15 protein-coding genes and 4 pseudogenes are annotated in these 19787 nt (G+C 73.9%); 12 read left to right on the forward strand and 7 right to left on the reverse strand.

The genetic code is table 11. The features are described 5' to 3' along the window. The first annotated feature begins 153 nt into the window (after positions 1-153). From ACWDBE_RS22950 to ACWDBE_RS22960, 3 genes and pseudogenes are all read left to right on the forward strand, one after another. Positions 154-1005 (forward strand): hypothetical protein, encoded by an 852-nt coding sequence (locus ACWDBE_RS22950; RefSeq protein ID WP_449808907.1) that lies wholly within the window; start codon positions 154-156, stop codon positions 1003-1005. Positions 1006-1312: 307 nt separating this feature from the next. Continuing rightward, a pseudogene (locus tag ACWDBE_RS22955) lies at positions 1313-1396 on the forward strand (short-chain dehydrogenase); the annotation flags it as partial. A gap of 104 nt (positions 1397-1500) precedes the next feature. Continuing rightward, positions 1501-2220, forward strand: a complete 720-nt coding sequence (locus tag ACWDBE_RS22960) for a hypothetical protein (protein WP_449808908.1) — start codon at positions 1501-1503, stop codon at positions 2218-2220. Positions 2221-2449: 229 nt separating this feature from the next. Here the strand turns inward: ACWDBE_RS22960 and ACWDBE_RS22965 are convergent, their stop codons facing one another. Next, positions 2450-3016: a GNAT family N-acetyltransferase gene (locus tag ACWDBE_RS22965; protein ID WP_449808909.1), complete on the reverse strand. Its 567-nt coding sequence runs from the start codon at positions 3014-3016 to the stop codon at positions 2450-2452. A gap of 218 nt (positions 3017-3234) precedes the next feature. Between ACWDBE_RS22965 and ACWDBE_RS22970 the strand changes: the two genes are divergently transcribed. The 5 genes from ACWDBE_RS22970 to ACWDBE_RS22990 all read left to right on the forward strand — a co-directional run bounded on the left by ACWDBE_RS22970 (position 3235) and on the right by ACWDBE_RS22990 (position 10297). Continuing rightward, positions 3235-4179, forward strand: a complete 945-nt coding sequence (locus tag ACWDBE_RS22970) for a hypothetical protein (RefSeq protein ID WP_449808910.1) — start codon at positions 3235-3237, stop codon at positions 4177-4179. 118 nt (positions 4180-4297) lie between these two features. Beyond that, the gene (locus tag ACWDBE_RS22975; RefSeq protein ID WP_449808911.1) at positions 4298-8137 is read left to right on the forward strand and encodes a wHTH domain-containing protein; all 3840 of its coding nucleotides are present in this window, start codon (positions 4298-4300) and stop codon (positions 8135-8137) included. Between the two features lie 187 nt (positions 8138-8324). Next, the gene (locus ACWDBE_RS22980; RefSeq protein ID WP_449793217.1) at positions 8325-9203 is read left to right on the forward strand and encodes a universal stress protein; all 879 of its coding nucleotides are present in this window, start codon (positions 8325-8327) and stop codon (positions 9201-9203) included. A gap of 70 nt (positions 9204-9273) precedes the next feature. Then, complete coding sequence (locus ACWDBE_RS22985; protein WP_449793218.1) at positions 9274-9747, forward strand: nucleoside deaminase; 474 nt, start codon at positions 9274-9276, stop codon at positions 9745-9747. 94 nt (positions 9748-9841) lie between these two features. Further along, positions 9842-10297 carry an alcohol dehydrogenase catalytic domain-containing protein gene (locus tag ACWDBE_RS22990; RefSeq protein ID WP_449808912.1) on the forward strand — a complete coding sequence of 152 codons (456 nt, stop codon included), beginning with the start codon at positions 9842-9844 and terminating at the stop codon, positions 10295-10297. Positions 10298-10423: 126 nt separating this feature from the next. On the opposite strand, the gene ACWDBE_RS22995 is transcribed toward ACWDBE_RS22990, so the two are convergent. Beyond that, the gene (locus ACWDBE_RS22995; RefSeq protein ID WP_449808913.1) at positions 10424-12544 is read right to left on the reverse strand and encodes an FAD-dependent oxidoreductase; all 2121 of its coding nucleotides are present in this window, start codon (positions 12542-12544) and stop codon (positions 10424-10426) included. On the opposite strand from ACWDBE_RS22995, the pseudogene ACWDBE_RS23000 reads away from it, so the two are divergent. Further along, positions 12542-12799 (forward strand): annotated as a pseudogene (locus ACWDBE_RS23000) (phospholipase); the annotation flags it as partial. The gene ACWDBE_RS22995 and the pseudogene ACWDBE_RS23000 sit on opposite strands and share 3 nt — an antisense overlap. A gap of 178 nt (positions 12800-12977) precedes the next feature. Here ACWDBE_RS23000 and ACWDBE_RS23005 read toward each other — a convergent pair. The 3 genes from ACWDBE_RS23005 to ACWDBE_RS23015 all read right to left on the reverse strand — a co-directional run bounded on the left by ACWDBE_RS23005 (position 12978) and on the right by ACWDBE_RS23015 (position 14585). Continuing rightward, positions 12978-13346 carry a hypothetical protein gene (locus ACWDBE_RS23005; protein ID WP_449808914.1) on the reverse strand — a complete coding sequence of 123 codons (369 nt, stop codon included), beginning with the start codon at positions 13344-13346 and terminating at the stop codon, positions 12978-12980. A gap of 169 nt (positions 13347-13515) precedes the next feature. Then, on the reverse strand, positions 13516-14136 hold the full coding sequence (thpR, locus tag ACWDBE_RS23010) for an RNA 2',3'-cyclic phosphodiesterase (RefSeq protein ID WP_449808915.1): 621 nt from the start codon (positions 14134-14136) through the stop codon (positions 13516-13518). Positions 14137-14321: 185 nt separating this feature from the next. Next, complete coding sequence (locus ACWDBE_RS23015) at positions 14322-14585, reverse strand: dsRBD fold-containing protein (protein WP_449793223.1); 264 nt, start codon at positions 14583-14585, stop codon at positions 14322-14324. Positions 14586-14849: 264 nt separating this feature from the next. On the opposite strand from ACWDBE_RS23015, the pseudogene ACWDBE_RS23020 reads away from it, so the two are divergent. After that, positions 14850-15701 (forward strand): annotated as a pseudogene (locus tag ACWDBE_RS23020) (DMT family transporter); the annotation flags it as partial. A 307-nt stretch (positions 15702-16008) separates the two neighbouring features. Next, a pseudogene (locus ACWDBE_RS23025) lies at positions 16009-16469 on the forward strand (DUF6629 family protein); the annotation flags it as partial. Between the two features lie 101 nt (positions 16470-16570). Here the strand turns inward: ACWDBE_RS23025 and ACWDBE_RS23030 are convergent. Together ACWDBE_RS23030 and ACWDBE_RS23035 are read right to left on the reverse strand one after the other, a co-directional pair. Continuing rightward, on the reverse strand, positions 16571-17956 hold the full coding sequence (locus ACWDBE_RS23030; RefSeq protein WP_449808916.1) for an MFS transporter: 1386 nt from the start codon (positions 17954-17956) through the stop codon (positions 16571-16573). Continuing rightward, on the reverse strand, positions 17953-18573 hold the full coding sequence (locus ACWDBE_RS23035) for a helix-turn-helix domain-containing protein (protein ID WP_449793225.1): 621 nt from the start codon (positions 18571-18573) through the stop codon (positions 17953-17955). The genes ACWDBE_RS23030 and ACWDBE_RS23035 overlap by 4 nt, the downstream gene beginning before the upstream one ends. Before the next feature lie 323 nt (positions 18574-18896). On the opposite strand from ACWDBE_RS23035, the gene ACWDBE_RS23040 reads away from it, so the two are divergent. Further along, positions 18897-19619 carry a hypothetical protein gene (locus ACWDBE_RS23040; protein WP_449793226.1) on the forward strand — a complete coding sequence of 241 codons (723 nt, stop codon included), beginning with the start codon at positions 18897-18899 and terminating at the stop codon, positions 19617-19619. Positions 19620-19787 lie beyond the last annotated feature (168 nt).

Below are 19787 nucleotides of genomic sequence, written 5' to 3' on the forward strand. Positions count from 1 at the left end.
ACGGACGCACGGGAATTGAGTAGTTCTCCCGTTGCCCCGCCGCGCGAACCCGCCCGAGACTCGACAACCGCGGTATCGGGCGATCGAGTGAGGTGTGTGTTGTCGGCAGGCGCGGCAGCGGGGTCGGAGCGGACCGGGCGGCTGGGGCAGCGGGTGTGGACCTACCAGGGGGGCTACGCGCGCAGGCCCCTGAGCGCGTTCTTCGTGCTCCTCATCGTCTTCGTCGTGCTGTGCACCCTCGTCGGCAAGTACTACGACGAGGACTCCTCGTTCCGCCTCGCGTTCTGGGCGGTGGTCGTGGCGGACGTGCTGTCCCTCGCCCTGTGCGTGCGGCACGCCAGGATCCGGATCCGGGAGTACGAGCACGGCTTCGAGCTGCGCCGGCCGGGGCGCCGCACGCTGCGGTACGCGTGGCAGGAGATCGCGTCCGTCGAGTCGACCCGGGTGTCCGTCCACATCAACTTCGCGCACTCGCACGACGTGCTCAAGACCGTGATCCGGCCGTACACGGGCGGCCGGATCCGAATCAGGGGCCTGGACTACATCAAGGTCCGCGAGGAGTGCGGCTTCTGGAGGATGATCTCGAGGCCGCACCCCACCACCGGCGAACGTTTCGTGGCGACCGCGTCGCAGGCCGTCGCCGAGGCCCGTGCGCAACGCCTCGTGGACGAGCTCGGCGCGGGCGGCTCGTTCCGCTGGGGCGCCCTGACCTTCACCGCCGAGGGGATGACGCTCGCCCCCTTCACCGGGCCGGTCGCCTGGTCCCGGATCACCCTCGTCTCCGCGAACCCGAGCAGCGGCGTCCAGCTCGACGTACAGGGGCTGTCCGCGCACGTCGGCAGCCGGGCCCTGTCGGCGCGCGCGACGAAGAAGGGCTACCGCACCAACGGGGACCGACTGGAGGTGTTCGTGCCCGTCCGCCGCCCCGGCTCGGACTACGCGGCGCTGAGCATCCTGCTCGCCTACGGCGCCGCCCTGCACAGCGGGCGGGACGAAGGACGGTAGGGCGGCAGGACGGTAGGGCGGCAGGGCCCGGCCTCAGCGAACCGCCGGATGCCGCGTGGTCCCCCCGGTTCCTGCGGTTCTCCCCCGGGAAGCCGGCCGCCCCGCCGGTGAAGGCCGAGGGCGGCTCGGCCGTCCCGCAACTGATGACCGCTCAGATCGTTCCACTCGCACATGACGCATCGATACCGCCGATCGACGGGGGCGGCGCCCCCGTCGATCGACAGGGGGCCGAACGGCCGCCGCCACCAGCGCCCCATGTGCCGAAAAGCACTGGCAGACCGCGCTGATCCGGGAGACGCTGAACTCCATGGCGACAACCCTGATCACCGGCGCCGACAAGGGACTTGGCCGCGAGACCGCCCGCCGCCTGATCGCCGCCGGCCGCCTCGTTCTTTGACTTCACACCCGCCGCGCCACGAGCATGGCCGCGACCACCGGGGAGGGCCTGTGACGGAACGCACCGTCCGATTGTCGAAGCGCGGACGACGGAATCGCTTGACCGCCGCAGCGGCCGTAGCCGTTCTCGGTGGCGGCTTCGCGATCAACGCCTGGCTGAACCGGGGCCCCGGCACCGAGGTCCGCGAAGGCCCGGTGGCCGGCCACCCGCTGCTGGTCAGCTCCGACGGCCGCACCCTGACGCTCGACATCGGCTGGGGCTGCGAGAAACAACCCGAGCTCGTGGCCCGCGAGACCGCCGGCGCGGTGAAACTCTCCCTGCGACACACGGTCGACCCGAGGGGCTGCGACCTGGGCGGCCTCGGACGGATCACGGCCCACCTGAACGAACCGCTCGGAACCAGGGCCCTGAACGACGCCACCGGCAAGCCCGCCGTCCACTTCGACGAGCGCGACCTCCGGCGGCCCGCGTTCCTGCCGGAGAACTACTACCCCTACCCCGCGGACAGGATGGTCCACCTGCCCGGCCTGGCCCCGCTCCCGACCGACACCCCGGCCTGGGCCGGCGGATACCGACTCGGAACCGGTCCGGAACGGGGGTCCCTGATCATCAGCCAGACCCTCCGCGGCAGCGCACCACCGGCCGGCCGGGCCACCAGCGTCAAGGGCCACCCCGCGACCATCACACCGGCGGACCCCAACGGCGGGCCCCGTTCGGTGACGTGGTCGGACGGGACGTACACCTTCGTGGTCACCACCGGCGGCCCGCCACGCCTCTCGGACGAGGAACTCGTCCACGTCGCGGAGAACCTGGGGTAGCCGACACCACGACCGGCACCACCCTGGCCACGGGCCGCCCGGTCCTCGACGTCGGGAACTGCGCCGCCACGGGGCGTCGTCCGGACCACCGGCGCGCACGTCGTCACGGCCGGCTACAGCGGTGACACGGTCTACGAGGGCAACAACGGGAACCCCGAGACCATCACGGTGACGGTGGCCCCCTGAGGACGCCGCGGGAGCGCCGCTCCCCCGGTTCGACGTCCGCCGGTCAGGCCCTCTCGGTCTTCCACTCCCGGGCGAGCGTCGCGTAGACGTACTCGCTGCCCCAGCGCTCGCCGTCGAGGTCGTTCTCGACGAGGTGCGCCTCCCTGCGCATGCCGAGGCGCTCACAGACCCTCATCGACCCGGTGTTGAGCACGTCGAGACGGGCGAAGATCCGGTGGGCACCCAGCTCGGCGAAGGCCAGCGCGGCCACCGCGCGCGCCGCCTCCGTCGCGTAACCCCGGCCGCCGTACGCCGGGTTGAAGGACCAGCCGATCTCGACCTGGCGCGCCGACGCGCTCGCGAGCTTCAGCACGACCTCACCGACGACCTTCGCCTCGCCGGCCGGGCAGACGGCGACCACCAGGTCGTCGCCGTCCTCGGACCACGCGGTGCCGGCCGCCCGCCGCGTCAGGCTCTGCACGCACTGTTCACGGGTGAGCGGCGGCCGGTAGAGGTAGCGGGCGACCTCGGGCAGGCCCTGGAAGGCGTGCAGGTCGTCGAGGTCATCCGGCGTGAACGGACGCAGCAGGAGCCGTTCGGTGCTGACGGGCAGCAGCGAGAGCACGGTCATCGATCGTTTCCTCCCCGAGAACTGCCCGCCAGCCTAACCGGCCGGACCGCGAAGCCCACTCCGATTAACGGCCGCCAGGCCGCCATCGGCCGCCGTGGGCCGCCGCGGGCCGCCGTGGGCCGCCGGACCTGAGTACACGTACTCAGGCCATCCCCGCGGCCGTGCGACAGAATCGGCCGCCGGAACGAGATCGCGGAGGGGACGGCGGGAGCGTGGGCATGCCCTGGGGGACGTCGCGGCGGATCGACGGAATCGCCTGCTGGCGGGCGGTCGTGGGATCCCGGACGGCCAGGTCGGCGCTGGTGGGGGCCGGGCTCGGCGCGGTGGCGCTCCTGCTCACCGCACTGCCGTGGCAGCGCCTCCTCCCGTGCGATCCGCAGCAGGGGTGGAGCTGCCTGGGGTGGGCGCTGCTGCTCGCCCCGGCGGCCGCCCTCCTCGTCTTCCTGACGAGCTGGCTGGCGCTGCGGCTGGCGGGCGTCCGGCCGGCCTGGCGGGTGGCCGCCGCGGCCGTCGTCCTCTCCTGGCTGCAGTTCGAGCTCGAGGCCCGGGCCGGGGCCTGGAGCCTGCCGGACGGGTTGCTGCCACTCGCCGACGCGGCGCTGTTCGCGATCGCGGCCGCCCTGACCGTGCCCGGGCCGCTCCTGTGGCGGCGCTGGGCCGTGCTGTTGGTCGTCCTCGCCCTGCTCTGGCCGCTCTCGGCGCTCGTCGGGGACCACCGCACGGACGACCGCGCCCGGAACGAACTCACCGACGTGGGCGTCCCGTTGTACGCACCCGATGTCGCCGGCTACCGCCTGCGGACTCCGCTGACCAGCAAGCCCGGCTCGTGGTTCGGCTTCCTCCTGCTGCCCGACCGTCAGGGCGTCGACCCCGACGACCTGAACCGCTGGGCCATCCGGGTGACCGTGGAGCCCTTGACGCCCGCCTTCAGGCCACCCGTCTGCGATGCGACGAGCCTCGGCAGCACGGTCGGAGCCGAAGGCTGCGAACAGGTCTCGCCCGACGCCTGGCGCAGGGCCAATCCCTATGTCGTCTTCTACTTCGTCCGCCGCGACGACTACCTGATCGTCATGTCGGCGGACGGAAAGGAGAACACCGAAGCCGATCTGCGCAAGCTGGCGTCGACGCTGTCCGTCCGAACCCCCGACTACTTCCTCCGCTGAGCCGCCCGCGCTCCCGGTGGTCCTCCGGGGCCGACACGAGCCGCTGTCCTCCCGTACGACAGCCGCCCGCCCCGTCCACCTAAGCTGTCCCCACGCGGTGACCGGGGAGGGACAGCGGGTGGATCGGTACAACGTCACGAACACCATCGACGGGGGAACCCAGAAGACGGTCATCCAGGTCGGCTCGATGACGGTCCGGACAGCCCCCGCCCCGGCCGCCCCCGCCCCGCCGAGCGACCCGTGGGTCCGCGCCGTCCTGGACTCCGGAATCTGGGCCCACGCGGCGCAGCGCGACACCGAGCCCCACCGGCGACACGCCGCCCGGCTGGCCGAACGGCTGGCCACCGTCCGGGACGGCGCCGAGCAGCACACCGCCGGGGACCCCTGGGCCGACCCCGGGTTCGCGACGCGGTTCGCGGACCGCGTGGAGTGGCTGCTCGGTGAGCCCGACGGCGCGCTCGACCTCTACCCGGCCGAGGCCGGACTGCTCGTCCTGCTGCCCTACCTCTACCAGACCCACCAACTCCTGCTCACCGCCTCCCGACTCGAGGCCGACCCCACCGACCTGCGGCCACGGCACGGAGCGACCGGATGGCGCGCCGGCTACCAGTCCTTCCTGACCGGCCACGACCTGCTGGTGAACCGGGCCGAACTGCGCCCGCAGGCAGCATCGGCGACCGGCTGGTGGCTGTACCGCCACTGGCTCGCGCAGGACGACAAGGGCATGGCGGCCCTGGCCGCCCTCGAAGCCGAACTCACCGCGGACAGCGGTCCGTTGACCGAGGCAGTGGGCATCCGGCGCCTGGCCAGGCTCCTCGCCGGCCTACGGATCGGCGCCGACATCTGCAACCCCGAGCACCTCGGCCAGCTGGAGGCCGACGAACTCCTGCCCGGCCCCGGCCGCCAGCGCATCCGCGAGCGGCGGGCCGGCCTGCTGCTGGCCGTCGCCTACGGCGCCGCGATCGAACCCGCCGTGCTCCCCGACACGGTGGTCGAGCACATCGGGGTCCCGAACCCGGTCGATCTCGACGGGCTGCGGCGGACCCTGGCCACGACGGCGTGGGGCGGCTCCCCCGAGCTGCCGGTCCTCAAGGCAGTCTGCGAGCACGAGGCCGTCGTGGAGGCCCTGCGCGAGCACGCGGCGCGCCTGGACGGGCTGCTCCTCGCAGTCGGGCGCGCCGTGCCCGACCGGATCGCCCAGCCCATGCCGCCCCTGCCCACGCGGATCTCCGCAGACGGCGTCGTCCCGGCGGAGGGGACCTTCACCAGCGGCGCACGGTTCCGACTCGACGACCGCCGGGTGCGCGGCCTGCTGACCGGCACCCAGCTCTACAAGGACCGCGACCTCGCCGTACGCGAGCTGTACCAGAACGCCCTCGACGCCTGCCGCTACCGCAGGGCCAGAACCCAGTACCTGGAGCGCTCCGGCCGGCCCTTCCACCCGTACGAGGGCCGGATCGACTTCGTCCAAGGCGTCGACGAGGACGGCCGCGAGTACTTGGAGTGCACCGACGACGGCATCGGCATGGGCGAGGCGGAGCTGCGCGGCGTGTTCTCCAACGCCGGCGCCCGCTTCGCCGAGCAGCCCGACTTCCTGCTGGAGCAGGCGCAGTGGGAACGCGTCGAACCCCCGGTCCGGCTCCACCCCAACAGCCGGTTCGGAATCGGCGTCCTGTCGTACTTCATGCTCGCGGACGAGATCCGGGTGGAGTCCTGCCGCATGGGGCTCGACGGCATGCCAGGACCGCTGGTGGAGGCGCACATCCTCGGGCCCAACCACCTGTTCCGGATCGTCGAGAAGGAGGAGAGCAGCGGTAAACCCGGCACCCGGGTGCGGCTGTACCTGCGGGAGCGGCGCCGCTCCTGGTCCGGGCTGAACGCCCTCGCCAAGGTGCTGTGCATCGCCGAGTTCCCGACGGCGGCGCAGCACGGCGGGCGGAGAAGGGAGTGGAAGCCGGGGGTGTTCGGACGGTCGGGTATCGGAGCGGGCGACCGCCTGGTGGAATGGACCGACAGCCCCGAGGGCGCGCAGGTGATCTGGTGCAAAGATGGCGGCCAACTGCTGGTGGACGGCCTTCGGATCGAACCGCACGAGCGCGTCGGGGTGCTGTCAGGCGACCGGGGTGTCGTGGTGAACCTGAGCGGGGACCACGCCCCGAGACAGCTCAGCACCGATCGTCTCACGGTGCTCGAGGACGTGTCCCCCCGCGTCGAGGAACTGCTGGCGGGCGCGGCACCCGCCCTGGTGGCGAGCGGAGCGAAGTTCTTCACCCCGACGTGGCTGCGGAACGTCGCCGAGAGCAGCCCGCGGACAGCGGATCTGGTGGCGGAGGCGGCCTACGGGTCCGGAGCCGGCTTCCGTAAGCACGGACAACCGACGGATCTCGCCACAGCCGGTTGGTTCCCACTGGACCAGGCGATCCACGAAGGCCTCCTGACAACCAGCAGCCGCACGCCACGACCGACGGACACGGGCTTCCACGCGCTACCCGACCACATCCTGCTCTGGCGGATGCTCGCCCACGGAAGCACCGATCTGCTGCGTCAGCTCGTCGAACTGGTACCGGAACTGGCTGGCCCGCACCACGTGGCCAGGGCTTGGCCGTCGGACCTGGAGGTGCTCACCGGAAACCGGGGTTTCGCCCACACCGGACGGGCGGACGTGTTCACTGCCGCTCGTCGCCTCGGCTGTAGTCCGGCCGGCCCAGCGGAACGGCGGAGGCTCTTCGGAGTGGACGACCTCGTTGTCGCCGAGACTGCCGACTCGAATGACCGGGACGGTTCGGACATGCGCTGGATCGATGACCAGCACGGTCGCCGCCGCTCGTTCGAATCGATCGGCGGCCTGCTGGAGGTCGGCGCGACGCTCGGAGTGAGCGCGGCGCAAGCGGCGGCACGGCTGCGAGCGTACGGCATAGCCGTCGTGCCCGAGGATCTGCCGGAAGGCGCCCCTGACGAGACGGATCTCCAACTGCTCTACCGGGACGGCGAAGTCGCCATGGGCAACCCGATCTGGAACGACGGGCCCGTACCACCCGGCCACGTGGCCCAGGCCGCTCTACAGACCGGACTGAGCCCGCTGGAGGTCCGGCGTCGACTCGAACACTATGGCCTGACGGTGGAGCCGTTCGAGTTTCCCGAGCGACCGGACGAGATGTATGTCGACTGGCTCAGCCGGGACCACGACGGGATGTGGCCGTGGGCGAGTGCCGCCGGGCCACTTCCGCCCTGGCAGCTGATGTCCGCTCAGGAATGGTCGGGCATGTCCGCCGACGACGTGCGGGCCGAGTACGAGCGCCTCGGCTTCACCCTGCCGCCACGGCCGAACTGCCGGGAGTCACTGGACGACTTCGACCTGCTGGCCGGTGAGTGGGAGGTCGACTGGTCGCCCTTCCGAACGGACCGTGCCCCGACCTTCCACCAGCTCATGGAGGTGGCGGAGAATCTGGGGCTCAGCCTGCGGGCACTGACCAGCCGGCTGGCCGCGTACGGGGTGCGAACGGGCATGGTCCTGCCACCGCGCCCGACCGAGCTCGATCGCGAACTGTTCCGCTACGAGGACATGGCCCAGAGCATCTCGGACGACGACGTCTGGTGGTACTGGCTGAGCCCGGACGACGAGATCCCGTTCTACCTGCTGGTCCTTGCCGCCAGGGACCTGGGCCGACGTCCCCGGGAACTGGCGGCCCGGCTGCGCTCCTACGGTCTGCGCGTGTCCCGCGACGACCTCCCGCCCGGTCTCACCCATGGAGCGGCCCTGCGTCTGCTGACGGCCGACGGTCTGGTGATGCCCGGCCCGAAGGACCCGCCGATGCTGCTCGCTCATCTCGTCCGCGTCGCCCGGTGTGTCGACCTGCCCGTGCAGGAGACAGCCCAGCACCTCCGCGACCTCGGCGTCCACGTCGGTGACCTCGCGGCCACCGTGCGGGCGGCTCTGGCACGCGTGCCGCTCGCCTGACCGGCCAGGACGTCCCCGGCGTAGCACCGCAGGCCCCGCGCCGGGACCGGCCGGACCCTGCCGAAGTCGGCGTTCGGTGGTGCCATGGAAGTACGAACGGCCGGGTCCACGGGCTCGGCCCCGTACCGAGTCAGTCGGATACCGAAAGTCACCGACGGCAACGCCTCACCGACCGAGGAGTCCCACCATGACCTCCGAAAGCCCCGACGACCCCGGCGCTCCCGTCGTCCTCGGCGTCGACGCCCACGAAACCGGCTCGATGGCCGCCGCCTGGGCCGCCGACGAGGCCGCCCGCAAGGGCCTGCCGCTGCGGCTGGTGCACGCCGTGCCGTCGCTGTACCGCGAGTTCCGCCCGTTCGACGAGGGCCGCTACCACAAGGCCCTGCGCGAGCGGGCCGACCGGGCGCTCGACCGGGCCGCCGCCGTCGCCCGGCAGCGCCACCCCGGGCTGGCCGTGACCGCCGTCGTGGCCGAGGACGTCCCGGCGCCCGCGCTGTGTCGGGAGTCCCGCCGGGCCTCGCTCGTCGTCCTCGGCTCCCGGCGGCTGAGCCGGGTGGAGGAGGCGCTGAGCACGTACTCGGTGGCCGTGCCGGTCAGCGCCCAGGCGCACTGCCCGGTGGTCGTGGTCCGCGACCCCGAGCACACCACCCAGGACCCGCCGTACGTGGTGCTCGGCGTGGACGGCAGCCCGTCCTCGGAACCCGCCGTCGACTTCGCCTTCGCGTACGCGGACGAGCGCCGGGCCGCACTGCGCGTCCTGTGGGTCTGGCAGCGCCCGCCGGCCGGCAGCCCGGACGAGCCCGCCACCGAGCAGTTGCTGCACCGCCTGCTCTTCGAGTCCACCGCGGGACGCCACGAGCACCACCCGGACGTGACCGTGACCCACGAGGTCGTGCACGGCCACCCGGTCGAGGAGCTGGCCCGCGCCGGCGAGCACGCCCTCGCCGTGGTCGTCGGCCGGCGCGGCAACGGCGGGTTCACCGGCATGCGCCTCGGCTCCGTCCCCCACGGCCTGCTCCGCCGCGCCCACTGCCCGGTCGTCACCGTGCCCGCTCACCCGCAGTGAGCCCGGACCGGCCGCGTCCTGCGTTCGGCCCCCACTCGCTCCGCCACTTCCGCCCCTGAGGAGTCCGCCAGTGACCGACCACACCCGCACCCACCTGCTCACGGCCATCGACCTCGCGGCCTCCGCCCGCGCCCACGGCAACCACCCCTTCGGCGCGCTGCTGACCGACCTGGACGGAGGCGTCCTGCTCACGGCCGAGAACACCGTGCTGACGGACCACGACGTCACCGCCCACGCGGAGACCAACCTGGTCCGGCAGGCCTGCCGCACCCTGGCCCCGCACCTGCTCAACGGGACCGTCCTGTACAGCAGCACCGAGCCCTGCGCGATGTGCGCCGGAGCGATCTACTGGAGCGGCATCCGGCAGGTCGTCTACGCGCTCTCCGCCAGCGACCTGAACGCCATCGCCGGGGTGGACCCGGACGAACCGGTGCTCGACCTGCCCTGCCGCCAGGTCTTCGCCGCCGGCGGCAGCACCGTGGCGGTCTCCGGCCCGCACCTCTTCGAGGAGGCCTCCGCCGTGCACACGGGGTACTGGGGCTGACGGACGACGGAATGGGAGGACAGCCCCCGGACGTCCGGTCCCGCAGGCCGAGCGGCGCGGGGGGCACGAGTGGCACGAGTGGCAGGAGACGGCGATGAGCACGACGGAACCCCTCCCCACGGAGACCGACGCCTGGGTGGTGGACCGCCCGGGGCCGGTCGGCGGTCCCGGGCCGGGACCACTGGCGTGGCAGCGGCGGCCGCTGGAGGCGCCCGGGCCGCGGGAGATCCTGGTGGAGGTGGAGGCCTGCGGGGTGTGCCGCACCGACCTCCACCTCGCGGAGGGGGACCTCTCCCCCAGGACGGCCCGGTGCACCCCCGGGCACGAGGTGGTCGGCCGCGTGCTCGCGGTCGGCGCGGACCCCGAGGGGTTCGGCGTCGGGGACCGGGCCGGGGTGGCCGGGGCCGCAGGCGCGGCGGGCGTACGACGCGCCGAAGGAGGACTTCCCCGGGGTGGGCCCGGCGCGGATCAGCCGGGCAGGGAGGCGAACGCCACGCTCGCGGACTTCGTCTGCGCGAGCACGAGCAGTCGCTTCGACACCGTGTCGTAGCGCAGCCCGAGCGAGGTGAGGGTGGGCAGCACCTCCTGGGGCCTCTTCAGCTCCGGCAAGAACTTCTTCGGCTTCCCCTGGCACGGCCAGGGATGAGGACGAGGGGACCCCGCCCGGCGGGCGGGGTCAGCCGAGGTCGAAGGTGTTCGGCAGGCCGAGGCGGTAGCGGGCCTCGTCGACCAGCTTGAGCGGTTCCAGCTCCGGGGGCCGGAACAGGCCCCAGACCCGGCAGCGTTCGGCGGTCGAACCGTCCGCGTCCAGCAGGGCGTTGACGGCGCGGCGCGCGGACTCGTTGGCGCCCTCCATGGTGGCCAGGTCGACCTCGGTGCGGACGTAGTCGCCGGCCAGGAAGAAGTTGCCCACCGCGGTCGTGGCGGAGGGCCGGCGGTAGAGCGTTCCGGCGGGGTGGACCAGCAGTTGCTCGCGGTTGGCCGGCGCCGGCCCGCCCAGACCGGTGACGGCCGGGTCGAGGAACCACGAGTGCACGTCCGCGTCGGCCGGCCACCCGGCACCGGGCCGGTCGAAAGCCCGCCGGCACTGCGCCCAGACCTCGCGGGCCACCTCCTCGCGGGTGCACTCCTTGGCCGTGCGGCCGTAGAGGATCCCGGGCCTGTCCCACTCCGAGACGCAGACCGACAGGCAGTCGCGCACCGTTCCGTCGCCGTAGGCGGCCGCGAAGTCCCGGTCCCAGAACTGCGCCTGGCCGACCGCGGTGAGCGACCACGGGGAGTCCAGGCAGACGGCGTGGCCGTGCACCGACCTCACCGGGCGGCGCAGGTAGAACTGGATGCCCGTCATCCAGTCCGTGCCGATCGCGTCGCAGCGCGCCAACTGCGGATCGGCGGCGCGCAGTTGCGGGCCCCAGGTGGCGCGGGCGTGCTCGACCGGCAACGCGCTGAGGTAGTGGTCGGCCCGTACGGTCTCGGGGTCGCCGCCGCCGGCCGGTGCCACCCGCACCCCGGCGATCCCGCCCTCGGCGTACAGCACCTCCAGCACCTCGGTCCCGGTACGGAACTCGACGCCCAGCGAGGCGAGATGGGCTGCCCACGGGTCGATCCAGGCCTCGCTGGTGGGGCCGTTCAGCACCCGGTCGGGCTGTCCGTCGCCGCCGCGCCCGAGCAGGCCGTTCAGCAGGAAGGCCTCGACGACGGTGCGGGCCACCGTACGGGTGCTGGCCTGCTCGGCCCGGGTCGCGACCAGGTCCCGGGTCAGGCCGACCCCGAGCAGGCGCTGGTAGTCGTGGGACATCCGCCCGGCCCCGATGAAGTCCCACCACGGCACCCGCTCCCACTGCTGCTCGCGGCGCAGGTCGCAGCTGGTCAGGTGGACCAGGAGCCGGTCCACGAAGTAGGCCAGCTCGTCGGCGGGCAGGTGCAGCACCTCGTCCAGCGCACCGCCCAGGATCCGCCGCAGGCTGTCCGGGGCCAGGTCACCCAGGTCGAGCGGCCGGGTGAGGGACCGGAACGGGAGCAGCAGGCCCGGGCGCGGGGCGTCGAAGGCCAGCAGCGCCTGGGTGGCGGCGCGCAGGTTGTCGTGGACGCCACCGGGGTTGCCGGGGACGGGGATGCGGCGCAGGGTGTCCGGCAGGTTGCGGTAGAAGCCGGGGAAGAACCGGAAGCCGTGCTCCCCCGGCAGCGCCCGCCGGCCGCCGGCCGCACTGCCCGGCACGTCCATGCTCCTGGCCTTGCCCCCGAGCGCTGCGTGGTACTCGTACACCGTCACCCGGTAGCCGCGCTCGGCGAGTTCGTGCGCCGCGCTCAACCCGGACACCCCGCCGCCCAGGACCGCCACGCTCCGCCCCGGGCCGCCGCGGGCGCCGGCGCCCGCGGCGCGCGGAAGCGCGGCGGCACCGGCCGCTTGCCCGACAGCCATGGCGCCGCCCAGCGCGGCGGCCCCGGCGAGGAACTGGCGGCGCGTCCGCCCGTTCGCCGCGGCCTCCGGCAGGCCTTCCGTCGACCCCATGATGCGCGCACCTCCACTCCCTGGCCGCCCCGGACGGCGGGTGCGGCCCCCGGTGTGCAACGACCGGAACCGGCGCCGGTCACCACCCGTCGCCGGCCCGGTTGCGGGGCCGGCGCGGGTGTGGCGGCCGGGGACGGTGGGGTCGTCCTCCGGCATGGTGGTCTCGCGCAGGCCGAGGGGCCGGACGATCCGGCGGTCGACCTCCTGCTGCCAACTGCGTCCGGTGATCCTCTCGATGAGCATTCCGAGCAGGATGTAGTCGGTGTTGGAGTAGTGCCAGTCCACACCTCGGTGCTGCGGTTCCTGGAGCGGTTCACCGGGGTCCGGTCGGCCACCGTCACCGACTGGCGTCGCCGCACCTTCGGGGACCTGACCTCGGCCTTCCAGTTCCATCGCGGCGTGCGCCGGGCCCCGGCGCCGCCCGCGACCGCCGCGCAACTCGAACTGGCCGAGTACGAGGTGGCGCACTGTCCGGCGCCCACCCTGCCGGGCGCGGGCCAGCAGTTCCCCGTCCAGGAGCCGGGCTACCGTCCGCACCTGCCCCATGGACCCCACGGGCCCCACGGCCTCGGTAGCGCTCGACCGCTTTCGGCCCGGGGCCGGGCCCGGGTCTTGATCCGGGTCCAGACCCGAGCCCCGGGCCGGGCCCCGGGCCCCGGGCCCGGCTCACACCGTGCCGCAGGTGTGGAAGCCCCTCGGCTCGCCGGGTGGCTGAGCGTCAGTAGGCGGCCTTGGCACGGTCGTTGAACCAGTCGGGCAGGCTTGCCCACCATTCACCCGCGCCCGCGTCGAACGTCATGCCGTCGCCCGACAGGTGCACGACCTGCCCGGAGTAGGCGGCCCAGCTCCTGAGCGAGGAGACCTTGTGGTTGACCAGGACCGGGAAGACCGTCCAGGTCCCGATCTTGAACTCCCAGCAGTCACCCGAGTAGTTGTAGTCGGTGAACACCTGCCCGTACCCGGCCTGCCCGTAGTGGGTGCAGTTGCCCGCCGCGTGGGCACCGGGCACAGCGGCGCCCAGCGCCGCCACGGTCGCCACGGCGACCATCCCCGCCTTGAGGCGGGGCAGTCCGAACGTCCGGGACATCTCGGTCCTCTCCTGACATGGTGTCTGCCACACGTGATGATGACAACGACGTCGGGCCCCCGACCAGTGGGAGGCCCGTACCGGTAGGAGTTCGTGATCCGGCGTCGACGGATTCCGGACGGATCTCCGGCCCGGTGCCGGCTCCCCGCCATCCGCGGGTACCGGCCGGCTACGAGTCGGTGAGAGCGCCGTCGCTCCCCGCCTGGACCACGCTGGTGCCGAAGCGCCACGCATCGATGTCGCGATAGCGGATCGGCCCGGGGCCGCGGCCGATGTTGCTGCCGACCAGGTGGAGACGTTCGGTCCACCACGGCCGGCCCACGAACCCGGTGAGGCCGGCCGCGGCCAGCGGAACGCTGACGGCGTCGTCGCGGCGGGCGCGTGCCAGCGTCAGATGGGGGCGCAGCGGCCGCTCCCTGAACTCGATCCCGCAGGACCTGACCAGGTCCCGGACGTCGGCGGCGAGCAGGTGCAGCTGCTCCAGGTCTCCGTCGATCCCGCTCCACAGCAGTCGCTGGTCGAAGTGGCCGCCGCCGCGCAGGCGCAGGTTCAGGGCGGGGTGCGACGCGGCGGCACCGGCCAGCGCCGATCGCAGCGGCGGCACCGCCGTGGACGGCAGTTCGCCGAGGAAGGCCAGGGTGATGTGCCAGTCCTCGATCCGGTTCCACCGCAGTCGCGGGTACCCGGCGTAGGCGGGTTGCAGGGCCCGGGCCAGCTCGTCCTTGGCGTCGTCGGGCGGAGCCAGTGCGATGAAGACGCGCAGGGTCGAGCGTTCGGGGTGATCGTCCACGAGGGGGGAGGGTAGCCGAGGGCGGGTCGACCGTGCTCGCTCCTGCCGGACGGGCCGGGCCCAGCCGTGAGTTCGGGTGGAGGACGGCCCGTCCACCCGGACGACGTCCTGAGTGATCCCGGGCAACGCCGGTAGGCCGCCGCCCGGGCGACGGTGGGCCCAGTAGATCGGCTCAGTAGACCAGCTCAGTAGATCAGGTAACCCGGACGGTGCCCTTCGTCGTCGATCTCCCCGGTGGCCTGGGTCCGCAGTTTGTGGGCCAGTTCCTCCAGGGCCCGGGAGGCCGCGACCTCCTCGCCGATCCTGGCGAGCGGACGGTCGTCCGCGCTCTTCGTGGACTCGCCGTGCGCGCTCAGGCCGGGCGCCCTCGCGCCGGTCAGCCTGGCCTCGCACGTCGTGTGCACGCCGTCTTCGTCGAAGCTCAGCTCCACGTCCCACTCGTTGTGCATGCCACACCTCCTGGCGGCGGCCCCCGTCGCGCTGTCCGGACCGGCACGGACGGAGGCCCGCAGCGGCCGCTCTCACCAGCGTGCGCCTGCCTGGCCGCTGGCGGCAAGCGCTACCGGGGGCGCCCGGCGCGCGGCGCGCCGTGTCGTCGCGCGACCGGCCCAGGCACCCGCCCGGCGGTAGGCTGACGGGAGCGGCCGCGACGCCCGACCCACCCCTCGGACTCGTCGGCGCGGCGCGGGCAGCGACAACCTGGTGGTCCCTCCGTGGCGGTCTTCCTCCTCGCTCTCAGTGCGGCCTGCTGTCTGGGGCTCGGCTTCGTCCTCCAGCAGCACGCGGCGCAGCGAGCCCCGCAGCCCGATCTGCTGCACTGGCGGCTGCTGCTCGACCTGATGCGGATGCCGCAGTGGCTGGTCGGCACCGGGTTCATGGTCAGCGGGCTGATCCTCTCCGCACTCGCCCTCAACCAGGGCGAGGTGTCGCTGGTCGAGCCGCTGCTGGCCACCAATCTGATCTTCGCCATGGCGTTGGCCCGGGTGTTGACCCGTCAGACCCTGGGACGCTCCGGCTGGGCCGGGGTGCTGCTGCTGGCCCTCGGGGTGACGGCCTTCATCGTGGCCGGGCAGCCGACGGGCGGTGGGCCGCTCGCCGGGGAGCTGCGGCACTGGCTGGTGGTCGGAACGGTGGTCGGGCTGGTCCTGCTGCTGGTCTCGATGGCCCGGCGGCTGCCGCTGTTCGAGGAGGCGACCCTGCTGGCGCTCGCCGCCGGACTGCTCTACGGCCTCCAGGACGCGCTGACCCGGACCACCACCCAGCGCCTCGACCACGAGGGCCTGGCCGCGGTGCTGCGCAGCTGGCAGCCGTACGCGGTGGTGGCGGCGGGGGTGGTCGGGCTGCTGCTGGTGCAGAGCGCCTTCGAGGCCGCGCCGCTGCGGATGTCCCTGCCGGCGCTGACCGCCGCCCAGCCGCTGGCCGGGATCGCCTGTGCGGTGGGCTTCCTCGGCGACCGGTTGCGGGTGACCCCGGCCGCGCTGGCCTGGCAGGCGGCCGGGATGCTGGCGATCGTGATCGGGGTGATCGTGATCGGCCGCCATCCGGCGATGCCCGGAACCGCCGGCGACACCCTGGAGAGCATCGGGGCGTTGCCGGAGGAGCCGGAGGAGCCGGAGGAGAAGGCAGAGGAAGCGGCGGGGGAGAAAGCACAGGACGAGGCCCGGAAAGACGTGCGGGGCGGGCCGGAGGAGAAGCCGACCGGCGATCCCCCGGAGAGCGGCCGCCCCGGGAGCAGCGGTTAGGCCGCGCTGTGCTGGAGCGCGCGGGCGGACGCCGTGGCCGGTGGGGTGGTCACGCTCGCGGGGTGGCGTGCCTGGTCCGTGCCCACCGGACCGGCCGGCCCGAGCGTCCTCCGCTCGCCGCGCTCCCCTGGTGCTGGGCCTGCGCCAGTTGATCGAGGCGCTGGTCTGGCTCGGTACGGGGGGCGGGCGGCCGGACGGCCTCGCCGGCGCGGCCGGTACCGCCTGGACGGTGGTCGCCCTGCCGCTGCTGCCCGTGTTCGTTTCCGCCGCCGTGTGGTGCGCGACCAGCGGTCCGCGCCGACGGATGCTCGCCACACTGACCCTGCTCGGTGCGGCGGTCGCCGTCCCGCTGGCCGTGGCCGTCGTGTCCCGCCCGGTGACGGCCACCGTGCGCGGCCACACGCTCGGCTACGCGGTCGGCGTACCGAACCCGGCCCTTCTGCTGGCCGGTTATCTTCTCGCCACCATCGGCTCCTTCCGGTGAGCGGCGACCCGCTGCTCCGCCGTCTCGGTCTCCTCACCGGTGCGGGTGCTGTGGTCGATGCTCTGCTCTGGCGCCTCGCCTTCGTCTCCACCTGGTGTGCCCTCGCCATCCTGGCCGGCCCGGTGCTGCTTCACCGGGCGGGCCGTCGCCCGGCGGGCGCGCCCGCCCCCGCCGCCGGCCGGGCCCGTCAGCCGCGCCGACGGGCGGCTTACGCGCTGTGCGCCGGTTCCGGCTCGGCCACCGCACCGCCCGCACCGTTCGCGTTGCGCAACTCGCCTGCGTTGCCCGCCTCGCCTGCGCCATCCGCGTGCCCGCGGAGGCGGTCCATCTCACGCCACTCGGGGCGCAGCCCGGCCAGCGTGGTGGTGGCGAAGTACAGGGCTCCGCTGGCGATCAGGCTGGGTATCAGCCCGACCATGGCGACCGCCGCACCGGCGACCAGCCCGCCGAGCGGGATGCCAGCCCAGGCGAGGGAGCCGCTGAGGGCCTGGACGCGGCCCAGCAGGTGGCGGGGCACCCGCTCGAAGAGCACCGCGCCGAGGATCGGGTTGAGGAAGCCCCCGCCGAAGCCGCCGATCGCGAAGACCGTGAGCACCAGCCACATCGGCGCGCCAAGGGCGAGCACCAGGAAACGCGGTATGCCGCACAGCAGGAAGCCCGCGAAGAAGACCGTCCGGCGGGGCAGCCGGGAGGCGACGGCCGCCGCTATCAGGCTGCCGACGACCGCGGTGGCGCCCATGACGGCCGTCATCAGGCCGATGGCGGCCGGGCCGTTGCCGGACTCCCGCGCCCAGACCGGGACGAGAACGGTGGTGAAACCGGCGTCGATCAGGTTGGTGATGCCGACCATCACGGTGACGGTGAGCAGCAGCGGCTCCGAGCGCAGGAAGGTGAAGCCCTCGCGGAACATCCGCCAGTAGCCCGCGGGCTGCTCCTCCTCGGTCGGGTCGGCGGCAGCGGCCGGCACCGCCGAGCGCCCCATGCCGCGCGGGAGCGCGACCGCGATGATCAGCGATCCGAGCGCGAAGGTGCCCGCGTTGACCGCCAGCCCGGCGAGCGGGCCGACCAGGGCGACCAGCCCGCCGCCGACCGCCGGGCCGACGGTGGAGGCCAGCCGCTCGGCGACACCCGACAGCCCGGTGGCGCGCTCCATCGGCACCCGGGCGCGGTCGGCCGCCTCCGGGACCATGACGGACTTGGCCAAGTCCCCCGGGCCGCGCATCGCCCCGATCACCGCGACCATCACCAGCAACACCTGGAACGGGAGCAACCCCTGCGCGTGCAGCAGCGGGATCAGCCCGGCCGCGACCGCGCTGGCCGCGTCCGTCGTCCAGGACACCGTCCGCGGCCCGATCCGGTCCACCAAGGGCCCGGTCAGTGCCTTGACCGCCACGTACGGCGCCATCTCGGCGAAGGCGACCAGGCCCGTCATGGTGGCGCTGCCGGTGGTAGCCAGGACGAACCAGGGCAGGGCGATCGCCGAGACGCGGGTGCCCGTCACCGAGACGACGGAGGCGGTCAGTACCCCGACGAGCGGGCGGAAGCTGCGCCCGGGCCCGTCGGTGGCGGTTCTCGTGGTGGTGGTGCTCGTCATGTGGTTCCCCCCTCGTCGGTGTCGTCGCGCACGTCCGGCAGGACGTGGACGACGACGGACACCTGCTCCGATCCCTCCGGAACCGGCCCTTCGGCGCCCAGCCAGCGGTAGCGCCGTATCACTTCGCTCAACTCGCCGGACAGCTGCTCGGCCTCGGCGGGCGTCAACTGCAGTACCAGGTCGCTCAGGTTCACCGCCTTGCGCCAAGCCCGCGGCATCGCCTCGAAGGCGTCCAGCGTGCGCTGGGCCGCCAGGGTGTGCGCGGCCAGCACGGACCGCAGATAGCCGGCGGCCTCGCCCAGCTGCTCGTCCGCCATGTCGTCCACCGTCCAGACCGTGAGCCGGTGGGCCGAACGCCACCAGCGCTCGCGGGCGTTACCGCGCCCCTCGTCCTCCTCGACGAAGCCCGCGGCGGCGAGCTGGCGCAGGTGGTAGCTCGTCGCGCCGGAGTTGATCCCCAGCTCCGCGGCGAGCCGCGTCGCCGTGGAGGGGCCGTACTTGCGCAGCAGACCCACCACCCGCAGACGTACGGGGTGTGCCATCGCCCGCATGCTCTCGGCGGTGAGGGCGACGGCGCGCTGGTCGTCGCTGTGCTTCCAGCCGTGCTCTTCGGTCATGGCAGGAGACTAGAACCGCAAAGGGTTCTTTGCAAAGGGTTTTTTGCGAAGAACCCTTTGCGGTTCGGTCGGCTTTGCGGTCCGGCTCTGCGGTTCGGCTCTGTGCGGTTCGTCGAGGGGGACCGCGCCCGGACCCCGGGCCCGCCAGTCGGCGGGTGCCCGGCCGGCCGCTCGGCGGGGGCCCCGGGACGGACCGCGGACCGGAGCGGGATTGTCACCCGGGCGGCCGAGGGCGCAGGCTGGCAGGAAGGGCCCGGAGGTCGGCCCACCGCGGTCGGCCGCGGATCGGATCACGGCCGCCGGGGAGCACGAGGGGCAGGGCGATGGCACGCGGGAGGCTCTGGGGCTACGTCGCGTCGGGAGTCCGGGCGCTCGGCGCGCTCGGCGGCACCGTCGGGGCCGTCGGGGCGGGCGGCACCGGACGCCGGGGCCGGCCCGGACGGGTGGGCGCACGGGCGAGGGCCGAGGCCCAGGAGGGCCCCGGCCCGTACTCGCCGGGCGCGCCGGCCGCGCCCAGGGCGCTCAGCCGCACGGAGCTGGAGCGGCTGCGGTGGACGGGCCGACAGGAGGGTTGCGAGCCGACGGCCCGGCACGTCCAGGTGGCCGAGGTGCTCCGCCGGGTGGTGCGCGGCGGCGACCGGGCGGCGGCCGTGACGGTGCGGGTGGCGCCCGGACTCCCGGTGGTGGCCGGGGACGCCCGCCGGCTGGAGGCCGCCGTCGCCGGCCTGGTCGACCACGCGATCCGGCGCAGCCCGCTGGGCGGCCGGGTGCTGGTCCGGGCCGACGTCGCGGGCGGCGCCTCCGTGCTGCGGGCGCCCGGCAGGACGGCGGAGACCCTCGGCCGGGTGGAGATCCGGGTCTCCGACCAGGGTGCCCACGAGCCCTCCGAGGCACGCGCGTGGCTGATCGGGGGCGGACGGACGGACGGCCCGGTGGGGCCCGCCCTGCGGAGCCTGGTGGTGGCCTCGGGCGCCCGGCTCGCGGTGGAGCCCACCCCCGGCGGCGGGCTCACCGTCATCCTGCTGCTGACCGTCGCGTACGACTGACCCCGGGACGACCGACGACCGGGCCCCCTGTAGGGCGGCCCCCGGGAGTCCGCCTCCGGAAGTCCGCCCCCGGGAGACCGGCCCCGTACGACCCGCGGAGTACGCCCGCTCACCGCCGCTCCACCCGGCGGAGCGCACACCCGGCAGGCCCATGCCGCCGCCCCTAGA

The organism is Kitasatospora sp. NPDC001132 (assembly GCF_053598415.1).